Origin of the sequence: Pseudomonas graminis (genome assembly GCF_900111735.1) — a bacterium.
Classification (GTDB): Bacteria; Pseudomonadota; Gammaproteobacteria; order Pseudomonadales; family Pseudomonadaceae; genus Aquipseudomonas; species Aquipseudomonas graminis.
Window position 1 is genome coordinate 106995 of the sequence record NZ_FOHW01000004.1, and the last position, 16370, is coordinate 123364.

General features: G+C 62.8%; 16 protein-coding genes and 1 pseudogene. 5 read left to right on the top strand and 12 right to left on the bottom strand.

Annotation, left to right across the window (positions count from 1 at the left end):
* Nucleotides 1-97 precede the first annotated feature (97 nt).
* The 5 genes from ehuC (at nt 98) to BMY98_RS05030 (ending at nt 3462) form a co-directional block, all read left to right on the top strand.
* Nucleotides 98-778 (top strand): ectoine/hydroxyectoine ABC transporter permease subunit EhuC, encoded by a 681-nt coding sequence (gene ehuC, locus BMY98_RS05010; protein ID WP_074885573.1) that lies wholly within the window; start codon nt 98-100, stop codon nt 776-778.
* Nucleotides 775-1425, top strand: coding sequence for an ectoine/hydroxyectoine ABC transporter permease subunit EhuD (gene ehuD / locus BMY98_RS05015; protein WP_074885576.1), 651 nt, complete (start codon nt 775-777; stop codon nt 1423-1425). The genes ehuC and ehuD overlap by 4 nt, the downstream gene beginning before the upstream one ends.
* Nucleotides 1418-2209, top strand: a complete 792-nt coding sequence (locus tag BMY98_RS05020; protein WP_074885580.1) for an amino acid ABC transporter ATP-binding protein — start codon at nt 1418-1420, stop codon at nt 2207-2209. Before ehuD ends, BMY98_RS05020 begins: the two co-directional genes overlap by 8 nt.
* A 96-nt stretch (nt 2210-2305) precedes the next feature.
* Nucleotides 2306-2542 (top strand): hypothetical protein, encoded by a 237-nt coding sequence (locus BMY98_RS05025; RefSeq protein ID WP_074885584.1) that lies wholly within the window; start codon nt 2306-2308, stop codon nt 2540-2542.
* 248 nt (nt 2543-2790) lie between these two features.
* On the top strand, nt 2791-3462 hold the full coding sequence (locus tag BMY98_RS05030) for a DUF3313 domain-containing protein (protein WP_074885587.1): 672 nt from the start codon (nt 2791-2793) through the stop codon (nt 3460-3462).
* 19 nt (nt 3463-3481) lie between these two features.
* On the opposite strand, the gene BMY98_RS05035 is transcribed toward BMY98_RS05030, so the two are convergent.
* The 12 genes and pseudogenes from BMY98_RS05035 to tssF all read right to left on the bottom strand — a co-directional run bounded on the left by BMY98_RS05035 (nt 3482) and on the right by tssF (nt 16349).
* Nucleotides 3482-3844 carry a response regulator gene (locus BMY98_RS05035; protein WP_074885590.1) on the bottom strand — a complete coding sequence of 121 codons (363 nt, stop codon included), beginning with the start codon at nt 3842-3844 and terminating at the stop codon, nt 3482-3484.
* Nucleotides 3845-3889: 45 nt separating this feature from the next.
* Nucleotides 3890-5317: an ATPase domain-containing protein gene (locus tag BMY98_RS05040; RefSeq protein WP_074885593.1), complete on the bottom strand. Its 1428-nt coding sequence runs from the start codon at nt 5315-5317 to the stop codon at nt 3890-3892.
* Between the two features lie 175 nt (nt 5318-5492).
* A complete protein-coding gene (locus BMY98_RS26680) occupies nt 5493-5678 on the bottom strand; it encodes a hypothetical protein (RefSeq protein ID WP_139214437.1) in 186 nt (61 codons plus the stop codon).
* A 326-nt stretch (nt 5679-6004) separates the two neighbouring features.
* Entirely contained in the window at nt 6005-7300 is a 1296-nt protein-coding gene (locus BMY98_RS05045; RefSeq protein ID WP_074885597.1) for a sensor histidine kinase, read from the bottom strand.
* An 83-nt stretch (nt 7301-7383) separates the two neighbouring features.
* Nucleotides 7384-8641 (bottom strand): annotated as a pseudogene (locus BMY98_RS05050) (MFS transporter).
* A gap of 125 nt (nt 8642-8766) precedes the next feature.
* Nucleotides 8767-11004, bottom strand: a complete 2238-nt coding sequence (locus tag BMY98_RS05055) for an ATP-binding protein (protein WP_074885600.1) — start codon at nt 11002-11004, stop codon at nt 8767-8769.
* Entirely contained in the window at nt 10994-11626 is a 633-nt protein-coding gene (locus tag BMY98_RS05060) for a biliverdin-producing heme oxygenase (RefSeq protein ID WP_245760021.1), read from the bottom strand. Before BMY98_RS05060 ends, BMY98_RS05055 begins: the two co-directional genes overlap by 11 nt.
* Nucleotides 11627-11821: 195 nt before the next feature.
* The gene (locus tag BMY98_RS05065; RefSeq protein ID WP_074885602.1) at nt 11822-12547 is read right to left on the bottom strand and encodes a type VI secretion system ImpA family N-terminal domain-containing protein; all 726 of its coding nucleotides are present in this window, start codon (nt 12545-12547) and stop codon (nt 11822-11824) included.
* Nucleotides 12548-12564: 17 nt separating this feature from the next.
* The gene (tssE, locus tag BMY98_RS05070) at nt 12565-13005 is read right to left on the bottom strand and encodes a type VI secretion system baseplate subunit TssE (RefSeq protein WP_074885605.1); all 441 of its coding nucleotides are present in this window, start codon (nt 13003-13005) and stop codon (nt 12565-12567) included.
* A gap of 2 nt (nt 13006-13007) precedes the next feature.
* A complete protein-coding gene (tssJ, locus tag BMY98_RS05075; protein WP_074885607.1) occupies nt 13008-13544 on the bottom strand; it encodes a type VI secretion system lipoprotein TssJ in 537 nt (178 codons plus the stop codon).
* A complete protein-coding gene (tssG, locus tag BMY98_RS05080) occupies nt 13525-14616 on the bottom strand; it encodes a type VI secretion system baseplate subunit TssG (protein WP_074885610.1) in 1092 nt (363 codons plus the stop codon). Before tssG ends, tssJ begins: the two co-directional genes overlap by 20 nt.
* Nucleotides 14580-16349 (bottom strand): type VI secretion system baseplate subunit TssF, encoded by a 1770-nt coding sequence (tssF, locus tag BMY98_RS05085; protein WP_074885613.1) that lies wholly within the window; start codon nt 16347-16349, stop codon nt 14580-14582. Before tssF ends, tssG begins: the two co-directional genes overlap by 37 nt.
* Nucleotides 16350-16370 lie beyond the last annotated feature (21 nt).

Consider the following 16370-nt stretch of genomic DNA (forward strand, 5'->3'; position numbering starts at 1 on the left):
ATTCAGTGGGACCGGCTTTAGCCGGGAAGGCGTCGACACCGCAAAGTTGATTTTTTGCCCCGCAACATGACGGCCCCAGCCCATACGAGTACGGCTCATGCTTTTTGATGCTTCCACCCTGGACACCGCGGGTTTCATCGCCCGCCAACTGGCGAACGGCGCACTGGTCACCCTGGAAATCACCTTCTTCGCCCAAGTGGTCGTGGTGGTGATGTCGTTTGTGATCGCGCTGATGCGCTTGTCGCCGTGGCGCGCGCTGCGCTGGATAGCGACGGTCTACGTTGAAATCCTGCGCGGCATTTCTGCCCTGGTGCTGCTGTTCTACCTGTTCTTCATCCTGCCGCTGTTCGGCATTACCCTGGCGCCGATGACCACCGGCATTCTCGGATTGGGCCTGACTTTCTCCGCCTACGGTTCGGAAATCGTCCGCTCGGCCCTGAGCAACGTCGCCCGTGGCCAGCGGGACGCGATCAAGGCCCTGGACTTCGATTCGATCACGGCATTTCGCCGAATCATCCTGCCCCAGGCGCTGCCCTTCATGCTGCCGCCGATGGGCAATCAACTGGTGGAACTGCTGAAGACCACCTCGCTGGTGTCATTGATCACCCTCAGCGACCTGACCTTTTCCGGCGGTCAGCTGATCACCACGCTGGGCCAGCAGACGCTGATCTGGAGCATCGTGCTGGTGTGCTATTTCGTCATGGCCTGGCCCCTGAGTTGGCTGGTCAAACGCTATGAGCGACGGGTCACCCACTGGCGTCGCGGGGTGGCGCCATGAACTTCGATTACGCCTTCGCCTGGTCTATCGTCCCCGATCTGTTTCAGGGATTGCTGGTGACGCTGCAAGTGGTGATCCTCGGCTTCCTGCTGGCTGTGCTGCTCGGTCTGCTGCTGGCCATCGCCCAGCGCTCGAAAAACCCGCTGGTGCAAAAACTGAGCGCCGGCTACCTGAGCTTCTTTCGGCACACGCCGCTGATGGTTCAGCTGTACGTGCTGTTCTTCGCCCTGCCCCTGGCCGGCCTCACCCTGCCGGCGATTTCCACCGGCGTCATCGGGCTCGGCCTGTATTACGCGGCCTACATTGCCGAAGCGTTTCGCGGCGCCATCGAGGGCGTGCCGGCCGGTCAATGGGAAGCGGCCAGGGCCCTGGATTTCGACAGCGCCACCACGTGGCGGCGGATCGTCCTCCCACAGGCCCTGAAGCCGATGCTGCCGGTGCTCGGCAATTACCTGATCGGGATGTTCAAGGAGACCCCGGTGTTGGCGGTGATCACCATTCCCGAGCTGTTCCAGGCCGCCAAACAGATTGCCGGCATGACCTACCGCTACAACGAGCCCTACACGGTGATGGCGCTGATGTTTCTGGCGATCAGCGTGCCGACCTCCCTGCTGTTCAAATATTTCGAGAGGCGCAGCCATGTCTGATCTCGCACACGTTATGCCCGGCCCTTCGCCGCAGATCATCCTCAAGCAAGTGGTGAAAAACTTCGGCGCGACCCGGGTCATCGATCACCTGGACCTGAGCATTCCCGCCGGCCAGAAAGTCGCCCTGATCGGACCCAGCGGTTCGGGCAAATCCACGGTGCTGCGGCTGATCAAGGGCCTTGAGGCCTATCAGAACGGCAGCATCGAGGTGGCAGGCGCGCCGGTGCCGGCCAAGGCTGGCGGCTGGCACTGGCCGGGGGTAAAAAAGCCGCCGGTGGTGCACCGCGTGGGCATGGTGTTTCAGCAATTCAACCTGTTCCCGCACCTGACCGTGCAACAGAACGTCACCGAAGCGCCGCTTCAGGTGCTCAAGCTCAGCCGCGAAGAAGCCCTGGAGCGCGCCCATCAATACCTCGGGCTGGTCGGTTTGAACCACAAGGCCGATGCCTACCCTGCGCAGCTGTCCGGCGGCCAGCAACAGCGCGTGGCGATCGCCCGCGCGCTGGCCATGCGGCCCCAGGTGATGCTGTTCGACGAGGTCACCTCCGCGCTGGATCCGGAGCTGGTCGGTGAAGTGCTGGCGGTGATCCGCGCCATCGCCCACGAGCAGCAGATGACCATGCTGCTGGTCACCCACGAAATGAAGTTTGCCCAGGACATTGCCGACCGCGTGCTGTTCATGGAAGCCGGACGCATCGTCGCCGATGGCTCACCGAACCAGGTGCTGGTCGATCCGGACAACGAGCGCACGCGACGCTTCCTCAATCTGGTAGAGCAACGTTGACCGGTTTCGGATCAGGCCCGCGCGACGTCGAAAAAATCCCGAACTCGCCGACCGCCGACACATCCAACGTTCATACCCCACAGCGAGGATGAACCCATGAGCAGCGACACCCCGGTCGACCCACGCAACGTCACCCAGCCCGACGCGCCAACCCTGGACAGCGCTGGCAAACCCGTCAACGTGGTACAGCGCGACCTCAACGACCCGGACGACGACACCCGCGCGGTGGACGAAGTCATCACCCCGACCTCGATTCGCGAGAAGGAACAGGACGCTGAGGAACTGAACAGGAAATCGGCTGAAATCGAACGCAAGGTTGCTGACGGCCGTTGATATCCCCATGGGCGGTCTTATAGCCGCCCTCATCCTTCCCGCACCTTGATTCCCCGCCTTATTTTCCCCTTCATCGATTCAGCTAACTGGCGGCGACATAATTTGCTGCTAGCGTTGCTTGGGCGCCACACATTGCACTGCCAGCATCGCGTCAGTGCTGGGGTTGCCCAGAAGGCTCTGCGTCAGCGTGGGTTACCTGCTCCGTTGCGATTCGGCATACAGATGAAAACAGCCAAGGAAGTCACACCATGAAAATGCCGGTGCTCAAGGCACTGATCTGCGCGGCCATTCTGGGAGTCGGCGGTTGCGCCGGCTCACAGTTGGATCCCGGTCAGTATTCGGGGTTTCTGAAAGATTACAGCCGCCTCAAACCTGCGCAAAGCGCAACGGGTTTCCAGGTCATGCGCTGGATCGATCCGGACGTGAAGCTGAGCAAGTACAACAAGGTGTATATCGAACCCAGTCAGCTTTATCCCAAGCCGCAGCCGACTGCGGTCATCTCGGCACAGACCTTACAAGACATCACCGGCTATTATGATGCCGCGCTTCAACGCGAACTTGGCAAGAGCCTGCGCATCGTCAGCGGACCGGGTCCTGATACCATTCTCGTGCGCCCGGCGATCACCGCCGTGTCGACCAGCACCCAAGGCTTGAAACCCTATGAAGTGGTGCCCATCGCGCTGGTGGCGGCTGTAGTGAATACCGCTGCCGGTGGCCGGGATCAGAACGTGGAAATCGCCACCGAGGCGGCTTTCCTTGATGCCGATACCCAGAAGGTGCTGGCCCAAGTGGTGCGCACAGGCGGCGGCACACCTCTGGAAAACGACAAGACGCAGCTGACCCTCGACGCCGTCAAGCCGGTGCTCGACGGATGGGCGAAAGACCTGCGACTGAGTATCGAGACGCTCAAGACCAGGTAGTGGCCCAGGCGCCCGCGCGCTAGCGGGTCCCCACCAGCGCCCGCACCGCTTCCAGCACTGCGCTGATTTCGAAAGGCTTGTCGAACACCTCGTTGAACAGATCCGGCCGGGCGACGCCCAGATGAGACTGCGCCCCGCTCATCAGCACCATGGGGATCTGCCCCAGGCTTTGATTCACCCGCACCGCTTCCGCCAGCTCGATGCCGTTCATCCCGGGCATCATGTAATCGGTGATGATCAGCTGCGGGCGTTCGCGCTCGAGAATGCCCAGGGCCTTCTGCCCGCTGCCGGCGGTGACGGTCAGGTAGCCTTCGTCTTCCAGCGCGAAACTCAGTATGTCGGCGATGAGGTATTCATCATCGACAATCAGAATGGTGGGCATGCAACCCTCCGTGCGGAAGAGCGATCAGCGGCTCGATGACGACTTCTACACCCTTGCATTGCCTGAATCGTCGAGGGCATGGAACGCAGCCTTTTTCACAGTCAGACCCTGCTCGCCGATCAAGACGTCCAGCAGGGCCGGGTCGTAGGGGTTATCGCGGATTTTGAGGATCGACAGTTGCCGGGTCAGCCCCGCTGTTGATTGCGCGAAGCGGATCAGCATGAGGTTGTCGACAATGCCCGACAGGTCCGGAGCCGGGGCATCAATCTTGCCGCCGATCAGGCCGCGGAGTTCCCAGCTCGAGACCACCGTGACGCCTCGGGCGCGAAGCTCGCTCATCAGGGCGCTGAAGAGGTCGAGAATCCGCGACTGATCGGCCGAGGCACGGGCCATGCCACCCAGGCTGTCGAGGAACACCCGCTTGATGCCTTGCTGCTCGACAATCCGGAGCAGGTCGAGGGCCAGTTTGTCGATCAACTCGGCAGTCGCGGATCTCCAGGCAAGGTGCAGCGCACCGGCGCGTTCCAGCGCGTCGAAGTCCAGCCCGAGCGACGCCGCCTTCACCCGAAGGCGCTGCGGCGACTCGTAAAAGCCGAACAACAAACCCGGTTCGTCGGGCGTCGAGTGAGCGAGGAAGTTGAGGCCGAACGTGGTCTTGCCAGTGCCCGACGGGCCGAGGAGCAAGGTCACGGACGATTCCACCAGACCGCCGCCGATCAACGGATCAAGTGTGTCGATACCACTGGGGACGACGCTGAACTCGGCACTGTCGCGCAATGCGGAGTGGGTAACAGTGCTCTCCAGTCGCGGGTAAACGACCAGGCCGTTTTCGGTGATTTCGCACTCGTGGGCGCCGGGGATGGCGCCGCTGCCGCGGGTCTTGCGCGCCTTGATGCGGCGCACGGAACGGTTGCCGACCAGTTCTTCACCCAGCTCCAGCACGCCATCCACCATGGTGTGTTCCGGGCTGCCGTCGTCCAGCTGGGAACTGGTCAGGAAGAACACCGTACAACCGGCGAAGGCGGCGTGGCCCTGCAGTTCGGAAATGAAGCGTTTGGTGTTGATCGTGGATTCGGCCTTCGAACGGGCGTTGAGCAGCCCGTCGAGGATCATAACCGTGGATTTCTGGCGGACGATCTCCCGACGCAACAGCTTGACGACTTCATCGAGGCCGTCGTTCTCCATGGTGTCGAACGCACTGACGAACTGGATCTGATCGCCGACCCGGTCCTTGTCGAAGAAGCTCATGGTGGACAGGAACTGAAACAGCCGTTCATGGGGCTCGGCGAGCAGGGTCGCGAACAGCACGCGGCCGCCATTGCGGATGTGATTGAAACCGATCTGGTTCGCCAGAATGGTTTTTCCGGAGCCCGGCCGCCCCTGAATGATGTAGGAGGATCCGGCGACGAAACCACCCATTAACAGCTCATCAAGCCCTTCAATTCCGCTCTGAAGGCGTTTTAGCTGATTCAAATTTGCTTCCTCCGCCGCGGTATTGGCGTCGTGAATGTTGCGAGTTATGTGCGCGACTAATCACGCATTCTTCCGTTTTTAAGAGAGCTTTCCAAGCGCAATCATCAATTCCCATGACAGATTCACATGCATTCGCCGACAGACATTGTGGGCGATCAATTCGTACGAGTGATTGTCACTCGGCCGAATAGGATACGGCTTTCGGTGTACGGCCGTCCGTCTCGGCCTGGGAATGCTCGGTGCGCCGCTCGGGATCGTCGGGCTTGATGGGTGCGGACAACGGGTATTCAGGCGTGTCGTCGCGGTCTGGGGACTGATCGTCAGAAGTCCTGCGAACGAGTGATGAGCTGTCTGGGCACATGGTTGCAGGTCCATTGAGGGAGGCAGGTGTTGGAGCGCACCGGCAGGCACTCGTGCGGTTCTCCGGACCAATGGAGTGAACGGTGCCGCGCGCGCTCGGCAGGACTGGCTTTAGCCGGGTAAGCGTCATTCATATCGCTGCAAGACTTAAGGTGTCCGCACTGGCCTCTTCCCGGCTAACGCCGGTCCCACTATACGACTGAGTGCATTCGGGAGGATTGGCACCTCTGGGCAAATCGCCTGGGGGCAACTGGCTAAACGCGGCCCTTAGTGGGACCGGCTTCAGCCGGGAAGGCGTCGGGCGTCACAACGCTAAATGGAGAGCGCTCACACCAGCCTCTCCCCGGCGGCGTCCGGTTCCAACAACACCGTAAAACAGCATCCGCCGTCATCACGGCTGGTCAGCGTCACCGTCCAGTGCTGGTTCGCGCAGATACGCTGGACCAGCGACAACCCCAGGCCGAGCCCCTCCCCGCGCTGTTCGTCGCCACGCACGAAGGGCTGGAACATGGCCTGCTGTTTTTCCAGCGGAATGCCGATGCCGCTGTCCTCGACACTGAAACCGTCGCTGCGCAGGGTCAACCGGATGAAGCCCTGATCGGTGTAATGCCAAGCGTTGCGCAGCAGATTGCCCATCACCGAGCGCAGCAGGGGCGCATTGTGTGTTTCGCCGTCGGTCTGCACCTGTTGGTAAATGAACCGGAGACCTTTTGCCTCAATGGGGGCACGCCAGGCCTCGACCAGCTCATCGGCAATCTGCTCCATCGATGAGCGCTGACCCTGGGGAACATTCTTGCCTTCGGTACGGGCCAGCAGCAGGAAGGTTTCGACCAGTTGGTTCATACCCGCCGTGGCCTTGCCGATGCGCTTCACCTGGGTGCGGGAACGTTCGTCCAGCGCCGGGTACTCCATCAGCAATTCACAGGACGTCGCCAGGACCATGAGCGGCGTACGCAGCTCATGGCTGACGTCGCTGGTGAACAGCTTTTCGCGACTCAGTGCGGCCCGCAGCCGGCCCAGGGTTTCGTCGAAGGACCGGGCCAGCGCACCGACTTCGTCGTTGGCGTAGTCACTGGCGAGCACCGGCGCGAGTTCCAGCAACTGATCGCGATGACGCACCTGACTGGCCAGGCGCGACACCGGCGTGATCACCCGGGACGCGAGCAACCGACCCAGCAGCACCGCCAGCAACACGCTGAGGACGAAGCCGACCAGCACGATGCCAAACAGAATCCGTTCACGCTTCTGGAATTTGCGCTGATCGCGCAGCAGCACGTAATGCCGCCCGTTCACTTCCGAGACCATCGCGTAGTAGGCTTTCTTGCCGCGGAAGAACTCCTGGAAACCCGGAAGCAGACCCTTGAGGTCGTCGCTCATGGCAAGGTCGCCAACGCCCTCTTCGGCATAGAACAACTCGTCTTTTTCCGGGCGGTGGCGCCAGTCGCTGACGCTGTCCACGGCCAGCAGACGGTGCATATTGCCCTTAAGGCTCATGATCGACAGGCGCTTTTCGACCACGTGCACGGTGGCGATGATGCCGACGGCGAATACGCCGGCGACCAGGGTGCTCATCAACGCAAATACGATGACAATCCGTTGCTTTAGGCTGTGTTTGATGTCCATGAAGGTCCGTGCATGGCGGTACTCGGAATCCGGGGCAATGCCCCGCCAGTGCCGATTATCCGGTGCGGGATGTCATGGTTTTGTCAAACGCTGCGCTCTTGCCGGCTGAAGTCGGTCCCACCGGAAATCAGAGGCCGCATCAGCAACATCCCGACCGCGCATCCGCCCATCAGCACGCAGGTCACGATGAAGACCACCGGCATGCCGAAATGCCCACCCAGGTATCCCCCGGTCAGCGGCCCCAGCACCTGGCCGATGTACTGGCACGAGGTGGAATAGCCGAGCATGCGCCCGGCCACCGCGTCGGGCACCGAATGACGGATGATCGCTGCGATGCAGGGCAACAGGCCGCCCAAGGCAATGCCCATTAGAAAGCGCAGCAGCACCAACTGCCAGGCGTGATTGACGAACGCTTGGGGAATCAACAGGATCGCCACCGCGCTCAGGCAGCCGATGACCACTTTCCAGTGACCGACGCGGTCGGCCAGCTTGCCGATGCGAGAGGCCGACAACACGCTGGCCAGTGCGGTGGCTGACATCACCAGTCCGGCCATCAGCGTGACGTTGTCGCTGTGCAACTGGGTCAGGTACACGGTGATGATCGGCTCGATGGACATAATCGAAAACATCACCAGACAGGCCACGACCAGCATGGTCAGTACAGGCTTCTTGTCAGTGATGACATCCCACGCCCGTACAGCCGGCGCTTTCGGCACGCCAGCCTGACGTTGGGGCCGAGGCGCTTCCTTCATCAGAAACAGCGTGGCGAGGAAGGTCAGAAAGATCACCCCCCCCGGCCAGGAAGAAGGTGTGGCGGATGCCGATCAATGGCGGCAACAACCCACCAATCAACGGCCCGGTCAGATTACCGGCCATGATCCCCGAAGAGAGCATGCCCAGTGCCCAGCCCGTGCGCGCCCTGGGCGTCTGCGTCGCCACCAGAATGGTCGCGCCAGAGGCATAGCCGCCGAGCAACCCCGCCAGCAAACGCAGCCCGACCAATTGGTAAATGTTCTCCGCCAGGCCGATCAGCGACATCGCCACCGCCATGCCCAGGCTGGCGCGAATCAGCATCAGCTTGCGCCCATAGCGATCGCCCAGTCGCCCCCACAACGGCGCCGTCAGGGCGGCTGACAGAAAGGTCGCGCCAAACGCCACCCCCGACCACTGCACGATGGCGGCCTCATTGGTAACGCCCAAGTGTTCGACGTACAGCGGCAGAAACGGCAGCAGCAGCGTCATGGCCACGATGGTGGTGAACGCGCCGAACACACAAACGGCCAGGTTACGCTTCCAGTGTTCTTCGACGAGGGAGGGCTGAGGTTGAGAGGACGTGGTCATGACGGGTCTACCGTGAACGGAATACGCTCACGGTAGAGGGCTGGCGGCCATAAATAAAATTCATGTTTTTCATGCAGGGGATTCCAGACAGGAATACCCCCTCATTGCTACAGCCCTAAGCGGGCTCAGGTGGCCAGGGCGGCGCGAGGCACCGTGAAGCGGAACTCACTGCCGACGCCCTCTTCACTGGCGGCGGTCAGTTCACCGCCGTGGACCCTGACGATGCCTTGGGAGATGTAAAGGCCTAGCCCCGTCCCGCTCGGGTTGCCTTCGCGTCTGCGCCAATAGCGCTCGAACACGTGGGGCAACTGATCGCTACGGATGCCCTCGCCGGTATCAGCCACGCTGAACACCACATTGTCGCCTGCACCCGCCGCCGCGACTTTCACGCTGCCGTTCTTGGGTGTGAATTTGATCGCGTTGCCCACCAGGTTGGAGAGCACCTGAAACATGCGCTCCGGGTCGGCGAAAATCGTCAGGTCGGGTTCGGCTTCGAACGTCAGGTCGATGTATTTGTTGAGCGCCAGTGGCGTCAGCAGCGACCAGGCATCTTCGAACAATCGGCTGACTTCCAGCGGCTCGGCGTCGATGAAGTAGCGGCCGGCTTCGATCTTGGACGTATCGAGCAAATCCTCCAGCAGGTTGGTCATCCGCGAGGACGCGCGCTGCAGGATGTCGATGGCCGAGCTGAGTCGCTTGGTAGACGCAGTGGCGTCGGCGTTGATCACCCGCTGCATCATGCCGCATTGCATGACGATAACCGTCAGCGGGCTGCGCAGGTCGTGGGACACGACGGCCACCAGTTCATCGCGGGCGCGCACGGCCTCTTTTTCCCGCAGCACCTGGCGTGACAGATCCGCCTCCAGCGCAGAGCGGCGCAGGTCGGACACCGCGTAGACCTCGCCGGCGCTCCACGCCCTGGCCTTGCCCTCAACCTGCTGTTCCCACTGGGCGAAGGACTCCCGTGGCTGCAGACGGTCGTTGACGACCCGTTTGGCCTGCTGCGGATTGCCGCTCCACTCCACACTGCCCCTGACCTCGGCGCGAAACCACAGCACCCCGTTGGTGACCGGCTTGGGCAAGCTCAACGCCAGCAGTCCGCTGGCCACGCGTTGATACGCCTGCGCGTCAGGGAACACGGCGCCGAGGCTGGACGTCTCGAACACCGCCCCGGGCCGATTCTGCAGCCATTGCTGCAACGCAATGACTTGCTCGGTGCTCGGGCACTGGCCGATCAGGTGCACCTGACCGTCGATGATCACCGCCACGCCGTTGGCGTCGACCAGTGTCAGCAGCGCCTGGGAATGTTCAAGCAGCCCGTTGTAGACGTCGTCCACGGACTCGTTCATCGCCCTGGACAGCCGGTCCAGCATGTGATGTTTGGCCAGTCGCTGGCGCTGAGTCTGCTGGTCTTCCAGCAGGCTGATCTGCATAGACAGCACTTGTCCGATGGTCTGGCAGGCCGAGCGCAGCGTATGCGGCACTTGCAGCGGCTCGCGATTGCCGCAACTGATCAGGCCCCAGAGCTGTTCATCCTTGAGCAGGGAAATGCTCATCGAGGAGCGCACGCCCATGTTATGCATGTACTGACAGTGGATCGGCGACACGCTGCGCAGCACCGCATGACTCATGTCCAGCGGCTGGCCGGTGTCCGGGCGCAGGGCCGGAACCAGAGGCGCCGGCACATACGCGGCGTCGGGGATGATGCGCAGCCAGTTCAGGCGATACAGCTCGCGGGCCTGCTGCGGGATGTCGGTGGCGGGGAAAAACAGCCCCAGGTAGGCGTCCAGTTCGGCCGTCGCCGACTCGGCAATGACCTGCCCGTGGCCCTCCTCTTCAAACCGATAGATCATCACACGGTCGTAGCCGGTCAGGGCGCGGATCTCCGAGACGCTGATGGCGTACAGATCGTCCAGGGATTTGGCCGACTGCAGCCGACGCAGGGTGCGCGTGAGGCGCGGTCCCAGGTGCTCCATCGACCCTTGCGCGGCGCCGGGCTCGATCTCCAGAAACAACAGGCCGTCATGGCGGTGCAGCAGGCCATCGAATGCCTGCCCGGCAAACTGCATCGGCAATGGATCGAGGCTGTGCAGATCCGCGTCCTGAACGGCGTCGCGCAAGGCGTTGGCCTGGGATTCGCCCAGCCAGCGTATCAGCGAGTCGCCGGTCTGCACGTCGCCGGGGATGCCCAGCATCTGCCAGGCATTAGCGCTGGCCTGTTGCACGGTCCAGTCGGTTTCGAGCAGGGTCAGCAGAGCACCGTGGGCCTGAATGGCGCCCGGGATGCGAATCGGTTCGTTGGCGCAGGTGTCCAGCAGGTCGTCCAGCACGTGCTTCGTGAGCGGCGTGTCATTAAGCGTCATTCAGCACTCTCGCTTGCTCCAGCCAGGTTTGAAAGCAGTCGAAGGTGGCGCAGGCCGCCTTCACCACCTCGGCGTTGTGCAGCGGCGTATCGAAGTCAGCCAGTTCCTTGAGGAAGGCCTTCCACAACCGCCCGGTGTCGCGACCGTACACGTCCAGAAATTCGCCGCCGCTGTCAGCATCGACGCCCAGCCTGTCGGCGATGATCCGGCGCAGCACCTGTCCCCCCAGCGTAGCGCCTTCCATGACATACATCACACCAAGCAACGCAGCGACGCTGTTGATGGCGGGCAGCGCGCTGCACCGGGGCAAAGCGTGGATCTGCGCATCGCTCAGCCCGAGGGCGTGCAGGTCCTTGATCAGCGCGGGGATTTTCTGCCGCTCAGGGTCGATGGCCTGGGGCGCAAGAAAGCGCTCAATCGACTGTTGCAGGGGCAGATGGAAGCCGTAATAGGCCGCGATGATCCGTTTGTAAGTGCCGAGATCCAGCCGGGGGTGGGTCAGTGGCAATCGGGCTTCGAGTGTCGTGTGCTGGACGGCGGTAGCCGTTCGCAATTGCTGAAGGACACTGGCGCAGGGGGCCGGGATGCAAGGGTCGCGCAACGCAGGGGTGATTTCAACCAAGGGCAAAAGTGTCCGGTCTGAGCGGACGTGCCTTAACCTGCGGCAGCCGCAGTCTTAAGGCAGATGATGCGCGCACACTAATGCAGACATTGCCCGGCTGTAAATATAGCTGACAGGTAAATCCCGACGGTCGGCCGGGCGGTACGTCCTCTGCGCGACCTCCGCCGTCGGGAAGCCTTGAAACACCGGCTGTTGTCACCCCCACGCCAACGCGGCGAGCAGGCTGATCAGCCCGCCGATCACTAATCCGATCCACATCCCGCGGCGTGTTTTTGCATCGGGCCTTATAAGGGCGGGCGTTGGCTGCGGGACAGCGGGTGTGCTTTGGGTTGGGGAGTGCATCCCGAGGTGCAACGGTGAGGGTGCAATGGCATTCGCCGCGACCAGCACCGCGGCCTGAGCATCGCGCTCGATCCGGGACGCCCGTTGCACCACCTGCGTGCGCAAGCCTTCCAGGCTAGTGATGGGCACCGGAGTCTGCTCGAGCAGCGTCAGGCGCACGTGCTCAAGTTGCACGCTGAGCACAACCAGGCTCGCCAGATCGCAGACATTGATCTCTAGCTCCCGCAGCAGCGCTTGCCACGAGCCGAAGAGTCCACTGAGGATTTCCACCCGCGCCGATATCCCTCGGGGCCAGGGTTGGGCGTCTGCCCGCAAAAGGGATACCAGTACCTCCAGGCCTTCGTACATCCCGTCCAGCCCGGCCAGATGACTGCGCGCCAGGGCATAAGCCGCCGTCGTTTGCAGGTCCGCGCCGTTGCTGGCGAATAACGCAAGGCAGCACTGCTCGATGGAGTGCCAGTCCACATCAGGGCAGGCCGGATGACCGAGCCGGGCCATCTCGGTGCACAACGTCCGGTAGTCACGCAACGCGCGTGGATCGCCGCCGGCCTTGATCCCCGCGGCAATGCCCTGGGTCATCGGGCTCTCTGACAGCCTCAACCGAGGGCCTGCACATCATGGCGTTTGAGATGACGCACCACCGCCCTTCCCTCCGGGCTCAACGTCGTACCGAAGGTCGCGGTGCGCTCGCCTTCCAGCGTCGCGTCGAGGGCGTAGACCAGATGGCCCGGCTGGGTCTGCGGCAAGAGTTCGATGTGCAGCGACAACAGACGCGGCTCGTATTTGAGCAGCGTGTCGGCGATGGTCCGCATCAGTCCATGGGCGGCCGATGGCAATCCTTCGAGCACCGCCCCCATGTCCGGCAGACCGTAATCGGGCAAGTGCGCGAGGGTCCCCGCGCGGCTGTTGAGGACGCGCTGCAAATTGTCCAGCACCGAGAGCACGTACTGATCGTCCTCCGACACGCAGGACAGGTCGAGCTCCCCGCTGAAATTCTGCAGCAGGGTTTCGTACAGCGAAGGATTGAGTTCGGTCATGCTCACCCCTCGGCCAGGGGGCGCAGCGTCAGCCGGCTTTCGCCCAGTTCGATGACCCGAGGGCGGTCCGGGTCGAGGTCGTCGCGGTTGAGCAGCAAGCGCCAGTCGTTGACCTGCAGATCGGGCTCGCGAAACAACCCGACGACGGCGATCACCCCGGCGTTTTCGTTCAGCGGCACATCCAGCTGCGCGCCCTCCCCTGGCTTGATAACCATCGACCGCTGGTCCAGCAGGTCAGCGCCAAGCAGTTGGTCAGCGTTCTGCAACAGGTCGTCGTAGGTGGCTTTGTGCGCCGACTGGCCATCGTGCAGCTGATACACCCGCACCATCACCGGCACCGACACCGCGCGCATGTCCGTGCCTACGGTGTTCAGGGCCTGGCGGCCGTCGAAGTCCAGGCGCAGCGTTCTGACCTGTTTGTAGAAGATCGCCCTGGTCATGGATGCAGTGGATTCGGACACGCTTTGGGTGACCCCGCAGCCGCTGACGAGGAGCCCGAGGGCGAAGAGGGTCAACGCCTTAAAAATCATACGCGACATGGGTGGTTTCTCTTTCCTGAGGATTGACGTGGAGCCCCTGATAACGGCCCAGATGGATAATGATGGTGTCGGTCTTCGCATCGGCGCGGCCTTTCAATCCGAGTCCCGCGGTCATGCCCAGCAGCACGCCGCTTGCGCTCAATGCTGACATCGGCAGGCAATCGATGGGCAGCGACAGGCGCAACCGCGCCGTACAGCGCCAGCCCAGGTACACCTGCAGCAGCACACGCAGGTCTCGGTGCAAGTCGCCGCCGGGCAGCCATTCCCGCGCCTCGCCGTGGTTGGCAGTGAACAGCGTCAGCAGCAGTTCGCTGTTGACGTCGCGGCCGAGGCTGCCCAGCGGCGTGCCCTGTGACAGGCTCACCGGCCGCGCGCAGGACAGACTGGCGGGGACGTCCAAGGCTATGTTTCGCGGCCAGTGCGGCGTTATCGAAACCCGAGTGTGAGACGCCAGCAAATGCACCAGCGCCGAAATGCCCTCGGCGTTGCGGGTCGGCAAACGCATCACGCCGAGCAACGCCAGAAAGCGCGACAGTGGAGTGGCAATACGTTTTGCCGTACCGGGGATGCCCAGCCCGATCAGCCCGAACAGGCACTGCGAGGTCGGGTCGGCGCCAGCCGGCGCGAACGACGCCGGGTACGAATACTTGCGCCAGATCCGGTAGAACTGAGTGAAGACCCGATGGTTGAAGATGTCGAGAAACCCCTCCAGCGCCTCGTGGCCTTCCCGCCGTTGCGCGATGTCGTCGAGGTAACGCGTGGGCAGCGGCGAGTCCACGCCATAGAGGCCGAGCAAGCGGGTGCGCACGGTCGCCGGCAGTGGCTGATCCGCAGATGACCACTCCACGGCTCTGAGTTCACTGGCCGGAAAGCCCATGCCGGGATCGGGCCGAAAACGCACCAGATCGTCCGCTGGGTCTTCCGAGCTGCCCAACGGCGGCTGCTCTGGCGCAACGCTTTCCAGCAACTGGCAGAAGCGGTAAACGCTCGCCTGCGCCACCCGCCCCTGCAAAGCATCGAGCCATTCGATGAGCCTTAACCGGGAATCCGCTGGCTGTGATTTTCGCTCCATCGCAGGCTCCTCCCGGTCGGTTGCAGGATCAGGGTGATCTGGGTGAACAAATGGATGTCGGCGTACAGCGCGAAGAACCGGTTGAGCATTTCGCCGAACAGACAGATGTCACCCTCGCCGGCAAAACCGTTGGCGTCGAGGGTGACTTCAATGTCTACACCGCGCAGGAGAAAGCCTTTTTCAAAGCGCTGAATGAGGTGATGACGGACGTCGACGATGGCCTCAAGACGCCGGCGATTGAGCTCGCTGCCGGTCCAGTCGTACAACGCCAGGGTGCCGCGCAGCACTTCGGCGCTGTCGAGCATCGGCAGAAAGTTCGAGCCCAGATGGCTCAACACCCGCCAGTGAAAACGGTCGCGACTCGGCGGATAGCACGGCAGGCTCGGCGCACACAGATTGCGCACCCGCAGACCGGCTTGGGTGGCGTGCAGCGGGGTGTCGAGAATCGTGCTTTGCAGGGCTTTTCTGGGCAACTGGCCGTTGGTGCCAGTGAGGCGCAGCGACAGGCACGCGCGCTCGGTCAGCCGATCAACGTCGGCGCCCTCGCCGCCCAGTATCAGCCAGGTGTCATGCAGCCCGTTCGCTCCGCGCTTGAGGCGGGTGTGAAAATAACGCTCGGGCGCCTCATCGCGGAGCATGCCGCCCTTGTGCCGGAAGCTGGAGAACGGCACGTACTCTTCACGCCCGGAATCCCGGGACGCCGTCACCCGGTCGACGGAATAGATCTCGGTGTGGCCGTCCTGCAGGCGCATCGGTCGCAGCAGATAGTCGGTCTGCAGAGGGTCCAGCGACAGCGGGTCGGCCTCCAGCGGGAACAGATTGATCACCGGCACAGCGTGCAGGCGAATATGCTCCGCGCTCAGGGCAAGCCCATGGGGCCACGCCTCAGTCAGCACGGCCTCGAGCTCGAACCACGGCGCGTCCGGCGCGATGTTCATGTTCTCGAGCCCGTGCAGTGTGACGAACATGAATTTCTCGCGAAAACTGAAGTACTCCAGCAGCAACTGGTAGCCACTGAAGGCGCTGTCGCCCTTGGGCCAGAGGCGGTCCTCATCGCTGAAACCCCGGGGCGCAAAACGTCCTTGCAGCGGTTGACGTTGTGCGTCCCCGGGCTGACGCACAAAGAGCGCCTGAGTGCCCAGGGTCAGCGCGTGATGCAGCGCGTTGGCCACCGCCGGCGAAGCGTTGAGGTACAGCGGGATGCAGCGCAAGTCCAGCTGACCCCAGTGGCTCAGCGCACCGCAGGAAAAGCGCAGGCGGATCACCGAGCGACCGTCCGGCTCCTGGGCCAGACGCACCGAGTCCAGCGCCAGCGGACGCAGGGTCAACGCCTGGGTGGTGGTGTAGCTGCAACGCGTGCGCTGGGGGCCAATCGGTTGCGACTGGATTTCAAAGCCGGCAGCCACCTGCTCGCTCTGCTTCATCTGGTCCACGTCGGGCTGCAACTCGACGATCGACAGCGACGGGATCGTGCGCAGGTAATGGGGCCACAGCAGGCTGACCAGGCCTTCGGTCAGCTCCGGCAAGTCGTCGTCGAGCTTCTCCCGCAGGCGTCCCATCAGGAACGCGAAACCTTCGAACAGCCGCTCGACGTACGGATCGTGGGCGCCGGGTTTGTCCAGATTCAGCGAGGCGGCGCGGTCGGGAAACGCCTGGGCGAACTCCTTGCCCGCCTCGCGCAGGTAGCGCATTTCGGCGTCGAAATAACGCAGGGTCAGATTGTCCGTGCTCAAAGAAACCTCCTGGTTGAAAGT